We start from the raw sequence: 13,645 nt of genomic DNA on the forward strand, positions 1-13,645 counted from the left end.
GTACAACAATGCATGCTTAAATCCATTTTTTCCAGCGGAAGTAAATCAGTGGACCAATAAAGAAGCCGACAATAATCAAACTCACCGCAACGAAACTGGTGGTGCCGTGGGCAAAGGGTAAAACGTCGGTATTCATGCCGTAGATACTGGCAACCAGCATGGGTGGCGCAAGCATACTGGGTAAAATCGAGAATCGACGAATCGTGTCATTTTGCTCGGTGTTAATGAATCCTGACGTGGTATCCAGTAAGAAGCGCACTTTCTGGAACAAGAAGGCATCATGTTCGACCAGTGAGCGTACATCTTCACTTAACTCTCGAATATCTGCATCATAAATATGACTGCCTAAGGCACGCGGACGCGCTAAAAAGGTCAGCACGCGACGTAAGTCAATTAAACACAGTTGGGCTTTACCCAACATATCTTCGAGCTGTGCCAGTCGGGTAATCATGTCGTCCAGATCCAGAATCTGTTCACGATGACGGTTATTCAGCACTTCTGTGGAATACTTTTCCAAGTCCTTGTGGATATCTTCCAAGATATCCGCAAGCTCATCTAGTTTGGCTTCGAGCAAGCCTAGCAGCACCCAAGTCGGGTCTTTATAGTCAATTTCATAGTCATTACGACGCGCACGTGCACGGAAGGCACGGAAAGCCACCAGCTTTTCGCCACGTAAAGTAAACAAGCGTTCTTTATGTAAAATAAAGGCAACCGTTTGTACCGTGGCGAGAATGCTGGAATTGTCATCCGCTTCACCATCGACCTGATAATTTTTATTTTTCGTTAAAAAATACGTACTGATATGCAAAATGCCATCATCATCACGGTAGAATCGGGCAGATGAGGAAATGTCTTCCAAAGACTTTAAGGTCGGCAGGTTTTGATCATAGGCATCCAGTACCCATTGCTGTTCTTCTTGTGAAGGGGCAATTAGGTCAACCCAGACCAGTTCTGGGTGTAAATCAAAACCGCCATTAATGGTGGCGTCTTCTAAACTACCGCGCTCTGTGGCGTAAAAGGCTTCAAGCATGGATGTCTTTTCTCCCTTGCGCAGTATGGGTTAAATCGATGGGTGTATTTTAGACAAGGATTTCATGAAAAACACTGATCGGATTGCTAATTTATGAAAAAATCTCCTTCTAGTTTACTTTCGCGGCATGACAAGATCATAACACGGTGAAACAATGACACATTCTATTGCAGTTTTTTGTGGTTCAGCAGTTGGTACAGATACAATTTTTTTAGATACCGCCCGTTACGTTGGAAAAACACTGGCACAGCAAGGTAAAACCTTGGTTTATGGCGGCGGTCGTTCTGGCTTAATGGGGGTGATTGCAGACAGCGCCTTACAGGCGGGTGGTCGTGTGATTGGGGTGATTCCACATGCCTTGGTGGATCGTGAATTGGCACATCCACACTTGACTGAATTGCATGTGGTGAAAAACATGCATGAACGTAAAACCAAAATGTCGGAATTGTCTGATGCATTTATTGCCTTACCCGGTGGCGCAGGCACTTTAGAAGAAATTTTTGAGCAGTGGACGTGGGCGCAATTGGGCATTCATCTTAAACCTTGTGCATTTTTAAATGTTGAAGGCTTTTATGATGAACTTCTGAAATTTATTCAGTTGACCACGCAGAAGGGTTTTACTCATGCACGCTTTACGGAAACTCTGATTGCAGAGGCTACTGTCGAAGAGATTTTGCAACAGTTTGAACTGTTTACTGCACCAACACCGAAATGGGGTATGAGTGAGCAGCACGATTTGGTGAAACACGGCTAATGAAACAAATTACCGTCGCTGCAGGCATTATATTAAATGCGAAGCAGCAGTTGTTGTTGGTGCGTAAGCACAATACCCGCTTTTTTATGCAGGTGGGTGGCAAGTTGGAGCCTGATGAAGCACCTGAGCAGTGTATCTTGCGTGAAATTGCAGAAGAAATTGGTTGTCAGGCGAAAATTGTGCAGGCTATTGGGCGTTTCGAAACCGCGGCGGCCAATGAGCCTGATCACTTGTTGGTGAGTCATGTCTTCCAAGTCGAGCTGGACAGTGCACCGCAAATTGCGGCTGAAATTGCGGAGCTGAAATGGATTGATCTGGATGACCAGACCACACCTTTAGCCCCGTTAACCCGTGAAATTGTGTTGCCATGGGTGCATCGGTATTTAAAAACGCAGGCCTAGTCTGTTTAAATGAGTTTGAACACTAGCGCCATGATTAAGATTGAGCCGCTGCAATACAGGCGGCTGCAATTTTTCGGCAGCCCAATTCAGTGAGTGTCTGCTCTAAGGCTTTAAGTGAGCTGCCTGTCGTCACCACATCATCCAGCATCAACACGCGACGATAACGCAAGGCATTTCTCGGTGCGATTTTAAATTGCTGCTCAATGTGATCCAGTCGTTCTAAACGGCTTAAGCCTTTTTGCGAATGTTGATGTTGCCGTTGAATCGGTTGCCAGACGGGAATCTTGAGATGCTGTCCTAAACGCTGTGCCAGCACCACGCTTTGGTTATAGCCGCGTTCGGCTAAACGTTGGGTGGAAATCGGCATCGGGACAATGGCTTGAATCTGTCGATAGTCCAGTTGCTTGAGCAGTCCAGTCAGCAAGATTTGAAAATGTAATTGTTGCTCATATTTAAATTGCTGAATCACTCGATCAATCGGGTAGGCATAGTGGCAGGCAACTTGAATTTCGATTTCTTGTCGCTGCACGCTGTGCTTTAACCACGGCAATTGATTCCAGCAATCCTGACACAAGCTGGCGTGACGCCCACGTTCCAGCCCGCAAAACTGACAGGGCAGTTGCGTATGCAGCCAGTTTTGGGTACTAGACAACAAGGGTTTAAACATAGGCATAACGAGGGGCTTCAGGCAGCCAGCGTTTCAGCAAGGCATCGGCCTGTGCTGGATAGTCTTTTAAGATTTGCTGGGCGACATAATGTGCCTGATTAAGCAAATGATCATCCCGTTCCAGTTTGGCGACACGAAAACCCATATCTCCGGTTTGTTTGGTACCAAGTAACTCACCCGGTCCGCGAATTTCCAAATCCTTTTCCGCAATAATAAAGCCATCATTGGTTTCACGCATGATGCGTAGCCGTTCTTGTCCATTTTGCGACAGTGGATTTTTATATAGCAGGGCACAGAAACTGGCTTTGGCACCCCGTCCGACCCGTCCACGTAACTGATGCAATTGCGATAGCCCCAAACGTTCAGCATTTTCAATCACCATGATGGAGGCATTCGGTACATCCACTCCGACTTCAATCACGGTGGTGGCAATCAACAGTTGTAGTTCGTTGTCCTTAAACTGTTGCATGACGGCTTGCTTTTCATCCGCTTTCATTTTGCCGTGTACCAGCCCGATATTCAGCTCAGGAAAGCGTTGTTTCATTTCGGCATAGGTGGCTTCCGCGGCTTGGGCATCCAAAGTTTCCGACTGTTCCACCAGTGTACAAACCCAATACGCCTGTTTGCCTTCGGCACAATTGCTGGCAATGCGTTGCAGGACTTCTTCACGTCGGTCTAAAGGAATAGTCACGGTCTGAATCGGGGTTCGACCAGGTGGCAGTTCATCAATCACAGAGGTGTCCAGGTCACCATAAGCCGACATGGCAAGGGTGCGCGGAATTGGGGTGGCCGTCATCACCAATTGATGTGGCGTGGTTTGTTGCGCGCCTTTGTTGCGGAGCGCCAAGCGTTGATCGACCCCAAAGCGATGCTGTTCATCAATAATCACCAAGCCCAACTTATGAAAGGCAACACTGTCTTGGAATAAGGCATGCGTCCCAATCACCAGTTGAGCCGAGCCTTGTTGAATCTGCTGTTCTGCCAAGGCACGTGCTTTACCTTTTTGCTTGCCTGAGAGCCATGCCACAGTTAAGCCCAAAGGTTCAAACCAGCGTTTAAAATTAAGATAATGCTGTTCTGCCAAAATTTCAGTCGGTGCCATTAAGGCAACTTGCCAACCTTCTTCAAGTGCATGACAAGCTGCGACACCTGCCACAAGGGTTTTGCCTGCACCAACATCCCCCTGTACCAAACGCAGCATTGGCTTATGTTGTTTTAAATCATTAGAAATTTCTTTGGATACACGCTTCTGTGCTGCAGTCATTTTAAACGGCAACCCTGCCAGTAGTTGTTTGGCGAGGGTCTTGCTTATGGCAAAGGCAGGCGCTTCAATCTGCTGGATATAGGCACGGCGCGTCAGGAGACTAACTTGATGCGCTACCAATTCCTCAAAAATCAGGCGTTGCTGCGCAGGGTGTGAGCCTTGGCTTAACTGCAACATGTTGGCATCGAGAGGCGGTTCATGAATGTAATACAGCGCTTGCTTTAAGGCGTAGCCATTGGTGAATTTCTGGGGCAGGAGTTCTGGCAGATCATCACTGTGCTGCTTTAAGGCATGTTTAACGTAGTCACGCAGTTTGGTTTGGGTCAGTCCATCGGTAGCAGGATAAATCGCCGTGAGCTGGGTTTGTGGCAGTGGCGTGTGCTCGGTAATGAGTTGAATTTCAGGATGATACATTTCCAAGCCACGTGCCCCGACACGGACTTCACCAAATACGCGTAAACGATTGCCGACTTTGCCACGATCGGTCAGGGCTTTATACAGGTGATAAAAGCGTAGCGTGACTTTACCGAGTTCATCATCCAGTAAAATGGCCATGGATTTGCGCTTTCCAGGGGGAAAGTCGACCGATTTTACCGTACCCTCAAGTAGATAGCTGCGTCCAACCTCTAATTGGTTCATGGGGATGATCGTGCTACGATCTTCATAATCCCGCGGGAGATGAAACAGTAAATCATCCGTGGTGAAAATATTTAGTTTTTCAAGTAATGCAGCAGAGGCGCTTCCAACCCCTTGCAATTGCTGGACTGCGGCCATGTCCCCTCAACTAAAGTGCTCATTAGGTGCTAAATGCATATTTTATTTATAGGTTATGGTAAAACATCTCAACGGGTAGCTAAACAATTATTTCAGCAAGACCACCAAATTACCACAATTAGCCGTACTGCCAAACCGCAGGATTTTGCTACACATTTGATTCAAGATATTCATCAGCTGGATTTGAGTCAGATTGCTCCTGTCGATGTGGTTTATGTATTGTTATCGCCCGCAGCGAGTACAGCTGAAGGCTATCAAACGACTTTTGTGGATGCCATTCCTGCTATGCTGAAAGCACTAAAACAGCACCCTGTCAAAAAAGTCATCGTGGTATCTTCAACGCGGGTGTATGGTGAACAGGCAGGGGAGCGAATTGACGATACGACTGCACCTCAGCCGATTGATGCACAAGGCGAGGTGCTGCGTCAGATGGAGTTGTTGTGGCAGGCGGCGTATCCTGAGCAAAGTATTATTATTCGACCGACAGGTATTTACGGGACGTCTGTGGCACGGATGGTGAAGTTGGCACAGCAGACCGCAACCTATCCGAATATCCATTATAGCAATCGTATTCATATTGAAGATTTAGCCCGCTTTCTGGCGCATTTGATTCACGTGGAACATCCTAAAAATTCTTATATTGTCACGAATAATCAGCCCATCTCTTTACATGAAATTATTCAATGGTTTCAGCAGCAGTTGGGATTGCCAGCTTTAGTTTTGGAAAGTGATATCGCATCAGGTAAGCAAATTTATGCCTCCAACATGCAGCAGATGGATTTTGAATTAGAGCATCCAGATTGTTTTGAGGATTATTCGGCGTTGTTGGTAAAGAGTGAGTGAAAAATATTTTGTCCTTTGTCGAGTGAAAGATGTGAAATGCAGATTGCGAAGTAGCATCGGAATATGAATGATTATGGAAAAGCTATTCTAGTATGCTGAATACAGGAATAGCTTGGTATCAGGGTTTGATTAATATGGGAAATAGAAGGAGTTTTATATAAGGTATATTGCGTTAATTTTAGGAAATCTTAAATTTTATAAAAAATTGGAATTTGATATAATTGAAATTAATTCTTAATTACAACTCTTAAAATGCAAACTTCAAAATATTATATTCATGAATTCTATATAAAAAACTCTCTGCTATCATTTCTAGCTCTCTGTATTTTGTCTGGAATTTTCAATGTCATTTTAGATAAGAATTTATATGTACATGAATATATTCCACTTGGAATAGCTATCTTTATTGGGATATTAGGATTGATAGTTATTGGATATTACAATGCCTTAAGCGCTGCTAAAGAAGAAAAATCAAAAGCGTTATTTGTACATATCTTTTTAATATTATGCCTTTTTATAACAGATAGCATTTGGAGTGAATCTAGCTTTTTGACACTTATCTTAAGAAATTTAACTTATTTCATACTTCTAGAATTTGGTGTTTTTATTTATATGAGAAGAAAAAAAATTGGTACTAAGTAGAAAGATGAAAATGAATGAAAAATTAAAGTGGATTTTTTTATATAGTGGACTTGGTTGGGGTATATCTTTTACGTTGATTGTTAGCCTTATCAGAGACATTCAAGATAAGCCTGTGGCCTTCGGCTCATTTCCGTTATTCCTTACAATTTCGATCTTCGGGGGACTATTTGTCGGAGCGATGATGTTCAAATATGTAAAGAATAAACCGTCTGATAAACAGATCATAAACCTAGAAAAATTATCTAAAGGTTTATTAGTTTGGGGAATTCTTCTTATCTTCTATGGCTTTGTTATCAAATTTATATTCGTTCCTTTAGACTATCAAAATACGATAGGTGCATATATTTTTAAGTTGTTTCTTCTAGGTATTGGTTTTTACCAGACTAATAAAATTTGTGAAGATATAAAAGAAATCTAGCCTTTATTTAATATAATGATGATTATTCAAAATCGACAAAACTTTATTGTTATACATAAAGCATAGGCATCTACCAATTGCAGATACCTATGCTTTTTTAAAATTACTTCTTCTTACGCTTCAAACGACGTTTCGCTTGCTGAGCCGCAACCGCATCTAACACTTGTTTCAACTCTTCATCGCTAAAAGTGGTAATGTGCTGCAACATTTGCAAAGTCACATCATCCAGTACCAAATTCGCATTGGCAGCAATATTGCTAAAGTTGCTGTCAAACACAATTGAGCCTTCGGCATTGGTGCTGATATAGCCTTGCTGCGTTAGGACACGAATAAAACCTTGGAACAGGGCTTTATCAAAGAACTCTGGCGAATTGAATTCATACAGTACAGAGAGGCGTTGGCCGACCAAGTGGCTCAACTCTTCCACTTGACGCGTCGAAATGTTGCCAGAACCACGCTGGGTAATCAGTGCCAATGTCATGTAATAGCGCTCTAGGCTCTGCATTACAGGACCTGCAAGTACTAACAATTGATTATGCTCTTCACTGTTCGGTGCAGGGGAAATTAAATGTCCTTCCGCATCTTCAGTAATGAGTTTTGCATTAATTAAAGCATCTGCATAAGCTGCAATTTGCGCTTTTAAGCCTTCATCATCCCATTTCAGGAACAGCTCAGCTTTCAAGAATGGATAGAGCGTACGAATGACATTACATAAATCGTGACGCTTGATGCTGCCGTTATGTTCAACCAAAGCCGCAATCAAAGATGGTAAGACAAAAGCATGCACAATGTTGTTACGGAAGTAGGTGAGTAACACGGCTTGATTGTCTTCAATCGCAATGATGTCGCCCAGAACGTGCTTCACGCGCTTAATTAGTTTCAGTTTTAAACCGTAGGCAATAATTTCTTTGCCTGAAAGCGGAGTCACTTGGGTGCGTTCATCATAAGGCAATGCCGTCAGTAGATTGCGGTAAGCATCTAACTGTTTAATGCACAGCTCTTCATCCAGTGTATGCTTTGGCGTTGCCAATAGAATTAACGACAACAATGATACAGGGTTAATCACCACCGCACGGTTGATGTTTTCCAAAATGGTATGTGCTGCACTGTTCACCGCATCAGACACTTCATTTGGAATTGGATCGTCATTTTTCTCAATGCGAATCTGATCCGCACCAAAGGCTTTGAGCTTGTCATCCAAGAACACAGGTTCGCCGAAGTTCACATGCACTTTACCGAAGATGCGTTCAATCTTGCGCAGGGTTTTTACAATTCCAAGCACCGATTCTGCTTCTTTCGGTTTGCCTTGCATTTCACCGACATAGGTCGAACCTTCCATCAGGCGTTCATAGCCAATATAGGTCGGCACGAATACGATAGGCTTGGCACGTCCACGCAAGTGACCATGTACCGTCATGGCAAGCATGCCTGTTTTGGCAGGTAATAAACGGCCTGTACGTGAGCGGCCACCTTCAATGAAGTATTCCAACGGTGTGTTGCGCGACAGAATGCTGAATAAATATTCTTTAAATACGGTGGTATATAAGCCATTACCGCGGAAAGTACGGCGAATAAAGAACGCACCGCCACCACGCAGCAACTGACCGACAAATGGCATATTCAGATTGTCGCCCGCAGCAATGTACGGCACCATCAAGCCGCGTTTATAAATCACATAAGACAGTAACAGGTAGTCGATATGACTGCGGTGACATGGGGTATAAATAATTTCGTATTCTTTGGCTAGTTCGCGCACGGTGCTAAAGTTATGCACCTCAACGCCGTCATAAAGTTGGGTCCATAGACGGGTCAGTGCCATATCTGCAAAACGTACCGCAGAGGAAGAATAGTCCGATACGATTTCATTTAAATAACCAATCGCACGACGTTCCGCTTCCAGCATGCTGATTTTGCTACGGATACTTTCACGACGAATCGCATCCTGTACATCTTGGGCCTTAATCAGACCATGCACGACATTACGACGGTCAGACAAGTCAGGACCAAGTACCACTTCACGTTGTGCATCCATATAGTTATTTAAGCTGCTAATAATATAGGTCGCAGGCGATAAATTTGGATGGGTGGTTTTCGCGTACTGAATCAGGTCACGCAAAGACTGGGCTTCATGGAATTCTAGATAAGATTCACGACCATGCAAGCCAATGTTCACCATCTGCTTAACGCGGCTAGGGGTTGCCCAAGTATCGGTAAACAACAGTTTAAACCAAGAGTCTTCCTTGTCAGGCGAGCGTCCCCACAGCACGGTGACAGGCACCAGTTCAATGTCTAATTCAGGGTGTTTTTCCAGTAAGTCGATGAGGCGCAACAAACGTGGTGGAAAGGTATTCGGTGGCGGATTAAGTAAGTTCTGCTCGTCATGATGTTGTAAAAACAAGATCGAAGCTTTTTCTTTATGCTCACCAATCAAGAGCGAATCCAATGCCGCAGGCAGTTTTAAACGACGGGTTTCACCATCGACCACCAAGGCATTACTACGCGAATAGTTTTGTAAGACATAGCACACCACTTTTTGCGTGGTGGTCTGGGTTGCATCTGGGGCTGCACTGTCGCTTGGAGCTGTCGGGTTGCTGGGTACTTCACCCAAAATATGAGGGGTTACCACAAGGTCAAGCAGCTTGCTGGAAAGCTGGCGATACATTTGACCAAAGCCACGCTTGGACATAAACACTCCTAATACGGTACGAAGCCCCAAAATGCACAGGGGAAATGATGCTGCGTAATTGTAATCAAAAACTAGATGTCATTTTCTGACAAATTTACTACTTATGCCAAGATTCTAGCGTTAAACCACATATTTTTAGCAATTAAATTTGAAAATTACAGTGACAGTACGGTCAATTAATCTCTAGGGGTTCGGTCAACATTTATGTAATATAGTTTTAGAGCCAACGCTCAGTCGTCTTTCTAATAAGCACCTGCATGGGTGTGTCTAAAATTTAAAACGGGTCTGCTATGAATGCCTTAACTCAAGAATTGGTTGAACTGCTTAGCCTTGAAAAAATCGAAGAGAATATTTTTCGTGGTCAAAGCCGTAATTTAGTCGGTAAGCGTGTTTTTGGTGGGCAAGTATTAGGTCAGGCGCTGCGTGCTGCATCGTATACGGCAGATCGTCCTGCACATTCCTTGCATGCTTATTTCCTGTTTGGGGGGGATGTCAATGCACCCATCATTTATGAAGTGGATCGCTTAAGAGATGGCAAAAGTTTTGTCAGCCGTCAGGTGCGTGCCATTCAGCATGGACGTACCATTTTTACGGCCATGGTGTCGTTTGCAGAACCTGAAGATGGGTTGAATTATCAGATTCAGGAACCCGATTATCCTGCACCGATGCAAGTGAAATCGGAAGCTGAACTGAAAAAAATGATGGTGGAGTTTGTGCCTGAGAATGTGCGCGCCAGCTTTATGCGTGATCGTCATGTCGAAATTCGCCCGATTGATCCAGCCAATCCCTATCAACCGCAACCTGCTGCGCCGTCGTATGCACACTATATTCGCACCCATGACCGTATTGCGGCAGAGATTGATGAGGTTTCATTGCATCAAGCAATTGCTGCGTTTTATTCAGACTTTACCTTAATGACCACAGCATTACGTCCGCATGGCTTGAGCTGGTTATCTCCGAGTTTGCAATGTGCCAGTATTGACCATGCCATGTATTTCCATAAACCTTTCCGGGTCGATGACTGGATGCTGTATGACATGGATGCAACCGTGAGTGCCAATTCACGTGGACTGAATTTTGGGCGGATGTGGCAAAATGGCGAGTTGGTGTGTAGCACCACCCAAGAAGGTTTGATTCGGCTCAGGGAAATTGAAACGCAATAAGCGTTAAATATTTTAAAAAGCCTCATTGTCATGAGGCTTTTTTGTTGAGGGATTGAAGCAAAATTTTTCAAAGGGTGTACGGTCTTGCAGAGTTATCAACGGGATACAGGCAAATGCGAAAGTTGATTTGCGGTGTCTGTGGCAGGCTTGCGACAAGAAAAATTCGATTTTCACTGACAAGGTATGCCATAGTGGGGTGACTTTAAAAGATAAAATTACATCTGCTATGAGCCTAAATACTCAAATCTTGATTGCCGCCATTCTGGGGATCGCGTTTGGATTTCTACTCAGTCTCTTTCCACAGAGTAGCTTTTTTTCAACCAGTTTATATGGCTTGGGCATTATCAGTAGCATTTTTATTGGTTTGTTAAAAATGCTGTTGATCCCGCTGATTTTTAGCTCGATTGTGGTTGGAGTCTCTAACTTGCAGGCGGGAGGGCAACTCGGGCGCGTCTGGAAAATCACTTTGGCTTGCTGTGTCACCACCACCACTTTGGCTTTAATTTTGGGTATTGGCTGTGCGCACTTATTTGATGTCGGCAAGGGCGTAGATATTGCCTTATTCCAGAATGACATGAATCAATATCAAACCCCAGATACCTTAACGCCATCTTCTTTCTTTACCAATTTTATTCAAAACACCCTGATTAATCCCTTTAAAGCCTTTGCCGAAGGCAATGTATTGGCGGTGGTGGTGTTTGCGCTGTTAATTGGGGTGGCTTTGGTGCATGGCGGAGAGCGTTTTAAAGCAGTACGTCAGCTCGCGGGACAGTTCTTTGAAATCATGATGCTGATGATTCGTTGGGTCATGAAACTGGCTCCACTGGGAATTTTTGCGCTCTTAGCCAAACTGATTGCTACCGAAGATCTTTCTGTACTCAGTCGTTTGGCTGAATTTGCGGTGGTGGTCACAGGCACAACCATTTTTCACGGGGCAGTGGTGTTACCGTTGCTGTTATGGATCTTTGGCAAGATGGATCCTGTGACTTTCTTTAAAGGCACACGTGCTGCACTGATCACGGCATTTGCGACCAGTTCTAGTTCAGCAACCATGCCACTTTCCATGAAATGTGCACAAGAGAATCTCAAAGTCAGTCCTGCAACAGCGGGTTTTGTAATTCCCTTGGGAACGCAGTTAAACATGGATGGTACGGCCCTGTATGAGGCGGCTGCCGCTTTGTTTATTGCCAATTTAATTGGTTTGGATTTAAGTCTTGGGCAGCAAGTGATTGTGTGTTTAACCGCCATGATTGCTTCTTTGGGTGCACCTGGAATTCCAAGTGCAGGTATGGTTACCATGATTATGGTCCTGCAATCGGTGGGCTTGCCCGCAGAAGCCATTGCAATTTTACTGCCAATCGACCGCTTGTTGGATACGGTACGCACCGTGGTGAATGTACAAGGCGATATGATGATTAGTGTGGTGGTCGATCGTCATACTCGTAATATTACAAATGAGTCGAATGCTTAGCTTGGTTCCCAGCAGGGATTCCAGACAATTTCCCAGAGATGTCCATCGAGGTCTTGAAAATAGCCTGCATAGCCACCGTAAAAGGTGGCTTGTGCAGCTTTGGTGATGGTTGCACCCGCTTTTTCAGCGAGTGTCATAATGGCATCGACTTCTGCGGCTGAACCGACATTGTGTCCCAGAGAAAATCCAGTCGGGCACAAGGGCGTTAAAGCCACGCCTGAGTCTAAGCTCAAACTCTGTTGAGACCATAGCGCCAGTTTTAAACCAGATTGCAGTTCAATAAATGCGACCGCACCGTTTTCATATTCCTGTTCAATAATGCCTTCACTTTGAAAGCCCAGTCCTTGACAGTAAAAATCCAGCGAGGCTTGGAGGTCACGAACCGCAAGGGTCAATACACTAAGATGAGGATGCATAGGGGCGAACTCAAACGGAAAGTGACTTTCAGCATGAGCAAAAAAGCAGGCGAATTCAGCCTGCTTTTTGTTGTGTTCCGATAGGTGGGCGGTTTAAGCGACTTTGAGCATTGCCCGTAGTGCCGCGGGGGATTGATTTAAATAGTCCACGGCATCCTCTGTTTTGGCTTCATGCACTGGGTCGTACCACGGCATTAAATAACCCAGCTGTTGCGAGATTAGCCAAAGCGGGTTGGGCAACAAACCATTATTGCGTTGTGAAATCGCATACCATTCACGCCAAATCCACGGTTTGTAGAATGCTGGACGTATAGATTTAAAACGCGGATCTTGTTGCATGATATGCGCGGTCCCATCTACCCACAGTCCGAGTACCGCCGCGATTACCACCACACTGAGGTAATAGCGTGCCAGATAGCCGCCCCCCAAATGGCGGTACAAATCGAATGCTACGGTTCGGTGTTCAATTTCCTCAGCACCATGCCATTTCACCAAATCAAGCATGGCAGGGTCTGCACCACGCTGTTGCCACTCGGTATTGTAGAGCGCATATTTACCCAAGACGCAGGTCATGTGTTCCACCGTCGCGACAATTCCAAGACGGAACAAATCCCACTGTTGCTCGAAAGGTTTGGGAATATTCAAGCCCAGAGGTTGATCAGCCAGTAATTTACCAAACAGGAAGTCCATCACATCCAGATTGCGCTGGATATCGATCTGGCGTTCGCGTAAATATTCTTTGTTGGCAGAGTTGTGGGCCTGTGCATGCATGGCTTCTTGGCGGATAAAAGCCTGCACATCTTGTTTGAGTTTTTCATCCTGAATTTGTGGCAACACTTTATTGTACAGGCGGCAAAACCAGAACTCACCTGCGGGTAAAATCATGTTAATTTCATTAATAAAATAGCTCACAAAAGGCTGGTCAGGTACCCAGTCTACGGGGGTGTTTTGCCATTCAAATTTCACTTTGCGCGGTTGTATCCGATATTGAATGGAAGAGCCAATTTTTGTTTTTTTCAGTCGTTGTAAGAGTTTCATTCTACGATCTCAAGCATTTTAACGCATTGAAGGCAGTATGAAAAAAATGTCCCGCAATGTGTTTAGCAATGCGGGACA

The 13,645-nt window shown here is 44.7% G+C and carries 13 protein-coding genes; 7 read left to right on the top strand and 6 right to left on the bottom strand.

Annotated features, from left to right (window positions below; genetic code table 11):
• Positions 1-16: 16 nt before the first annotated feature.
• Positions 17-1,030 (bottom strand): magnesium and cobalt transport protein CorA, encoded by a 1,014-nt coding sequence (locus tag GWK51_RS05780; RefSeq protein WP_100241859.1) that lies wholly within the window; start codon positions 1,028-1,030, stop codon positions 17-19.
• Positions 1,031-1,184: 154 nt separating this feature from the next.
• Between GWK51_RS05780 and GWK51_RS05785 the strand changes: the two genes are divergently transcribed.
• Together GWK51_RS05785 and GWK51_RS05790 are read left to right on the top strand one after the other, a co-directional pair.
• Positions 1,185-1,784 (top strand): LOG family protein, encoded by a 600-nt coding sequence (locus tag GWK51_RS05785; RefSeq protein WP_161933019.1) that lies wholly within the window; start codon positions 1,185-1,187, stop codon positions 1,782-1,784.
• A complete protein-coding gene (locus GWK51_RS05790; protein WP_161933020.1) occupies positions 1,784-2,185 on the top strand; it encodes an NUDIX hydrolase in 402 nt (133 codons plus the stop codon). The genes GWK51_RS05785 and GWK51_RS05790 overlap by 1 nt, the downstream gene beginning before the upstream one ends.
• A 34-nt stretch (positions 2,186-2,219) precedes the next feature.
• Here GWK51_RS05790 and GWK51_RS05795 read toward each other — a convergent pair whose 3' ends face one another.
• The gene (locus tag GWK51_RS05795) at positions 2,220-2,858 is read right to left on the bottom strand and encodes a ComF family protein (RefSeq protein WP_161933021.1); all 639 of its coding nucleotides are present in this window, start codon (positions 2,856-2,858) and stop codon (positions 2,220-2,222) included.
• Entirely contained in the window at positions 2,845-4,890 is a 2,046-nt protein-coding gene (recG, locus tag GWK51_RS05800) for an ATP-dependent DNA helicase RecG (protein ID WP_161933022.1), read from the bottom strand. The genes GWK51_RS05795 and recG overlap by 14 nt, the downstream gene beginning before the upstream one ends.
• Before the next feature lie 33 nt (positions 4,891-4,923).
• Here recG and GWK51_RS05805 point away from each other — a divergent pair, with 33 nt between their 5' ends.
• The 3 genes from GWK51_RS05805 to GWK51_RS16515 all read left to right on the top strand — a co-directional run bounded on the left by GWK51_RS05805 (position 4,924) and on the right by GWK51_RS16515 (position 6,793).
• A complete protein-coding gene (locus GWK51_RS05805; RefSeq protein ID WP_161933023.1) occupies positions 4,924-5,733 on the top strand; it encodes an NAD(P)H-binding protein in 810 nt (269 codons plus the stop codon).
• 252 nt (positions 5,734-5,985) lie between these two features.
• Positions 5,986-6,375, top strand: coding sequence for a hypothetical protein (locus GWK51_RS05810; RefSeq protein WP_161933024.1), 390 nt, complete (start codon positions 5,986-5,988; stop codon positions 6,373-6,375).
• Between the two features lie 10 nt (positions 6,376-6,385).
• A complete protein-coding gene (locus tag GWK51_RS16515; protein ID WP_216071710.1) occupies positions 6,386-6,793 on the top strand; it encodes a hypothetical protein in 408 nt (135 codons plus the stop codon).
• Positions 6,794-6,896: 103 nt separating this feature from the next.
• On the opposite strand, the gene plsB is transcribed toward GWK51_RS16515, so the two are convergent.
• The gene (plsB, locus tag GWK51_RS05820; RefSeq protein ID WP_161933025.1) at positions 6,897-9,479 is read right to left on the bottom strand and encodes a glycerol-3-phosphate 1-O-acyltransferase PlsB; all 2,583 of its coding nucleotides are present in this window, start codon (positions 9,477-9,479) and stop codon (positions 6,897-6,899) included.
• Between the two features lie 290 nt (positions 9,480-9,769).
• Between plsB and GWK51_RS05825 the strand changes: the two genes are divergently transcribed.
• Complete coding sequence (locus GWK51_RS05825) at positions 9,770-10,642, top strand: acyl-CoA thioesterase (protein ID WP_100241852.1); 873 nt, start codon at positions 9,770-9,772, stop codon at positions 10,640-10,642.
• A 226-nt stretch (positions 10,643-10,868) separates the two neighbouring features.
• Positions 10,869-12,113 (top strand): dicarboxylate/amino acid:cation symporter, encoded by a 1,245-nt coding sequence (locus GWK51_RS05830; RefSeq protein WP_100241851.1) that lies wholly within the window; start codon positions 10,869-10,871, stop codon positions 12,111-12,113.
• Here GWK51_RS05830 and GWK51_RS05835 read toward each other — a convergent pair.
• Positions 12,110-12,529, bottom strand: coding sequence for a VOC family protein (locus GWK51_RS05835; RefSeq protein WP_161933026.1), 420 nt, complete (start codon positions 12,527-12,529; stop codon positions 12,110-12,112). The two genes, GWK51_RS05830 and GWK51_RS05835, sit on opposite strands and share 4 nt — an antisense overlap.
• Before the next feature lie 93 nt (positions 12,530-12,622).
• Positions 12,623-13,567, bottom strand: a complete 945-nt coding sequence (locus GWK51_RS05840) for a metal-dependent hydrolase (RefSeq protein ID WP_142767718.1) — start codon at positions 13,565-13,567, stop codon at positions 12,623-12,625.
• Positions 13,568-13,645: the final 78 nt, after the last annotated feature.

It is taken from the genome of Acinetobacter kanungonis (assembly GCF_009939195.1).
GTDB classification, from domain to species: Bacteria; Pseudomonadota; Gammaproteobacteria; order Pseudomonadales; family Moraxellaceae; genus Acinetobacter; species Acinetobacter kanungonis.

Coding starts and splice junctions, on each gene's coding strand:
- GWK51_RS05780 (WP_100241859.1), bottom strand. CDS start 1,030: ATGCTTGAAGCCTTTTACGCCACAGAGCGCGGTAGTTTAGAAGACGCC.
- GWK51_RS05785 (WP_161933019.1), top strand. CDS start 1,185: ATGACACATTCTATTGCAGTTTTTTGTGGTTCAGCAGTTGGTACAGAT.
- GWK51_RS05790 (WP_161933020.1), top strand. CDS start 1,784: ATGAAACAAATTACCGTCGCTGCAGGCATTATATTAAATGCGAAGCAG.
- GWK51_RS05795 (WP_161933021.1), bottom strand. CDS start 2,858: ATGCCTATGTTTAAACCCTTGTTGTCTAGTACCCAAAACTGGCTGCAT.
- recG (WP_161933022.1), bottom strand. CDS start 4,890: ATGGCCGCAGTCCAGCAATTGCAAGGGGTTGGAAGCGCCTCTGCTGCA.
- GWK51_RS05805 (WP_161933023.1), top strand. CDS start 4,924: ATGCATATTTTATTTATAGGTTATGGTAAAACATCTCAACGGGTAGCT.
- GWK51_RS05810 (WP_161933024.1), top strand. CDS start 5,986: ATGCAAACTTCAAAATATTATATTCATGAATTCTATATAAAAAACTCT.
- GWK51_RS16515 (WP_216071710.1), top strand. CDS start 6,386: ATGAATGAAAAATTAAAGTGGATTTTTTTATATAGTGGACTTGGTTGG.
- plsB (WP_161933025.1), bottom strand. CDS start 9,479: ATGTCCAAGCGTGGCTTTGGTCAAATGTATCGCCAGCTTTCCAGCAAG.
- GWK51_RS05825 (WP_100241852.1), top strand. CDS start 9,770: ATGAATGCCTTAACTCAAGAATTGGTTGAACTGCTTAGCCTTGAAAAA.
- GWK51_RS05830 (WP_100241851.1), top strand. CDS start 10,869: ATGAGCCTAAATACTCAAATCTTGATTGCCGCCATTCTGGGGATCGCG.
- GWK51_RS05835 (WP_161933026.1), bottom strand. CDS start 12,529: ATGCATCCTCATCTTAGTGTATTGACCCTTGCGGTTCGTGACCTCCAA.
- GWK51_RS05840 (WP_142767718.1), bottom strand. CDS start 13,567: ATGAAACTCTTACAACGACTGAAAAAAACAAAAATTGGCTCTTCCATT.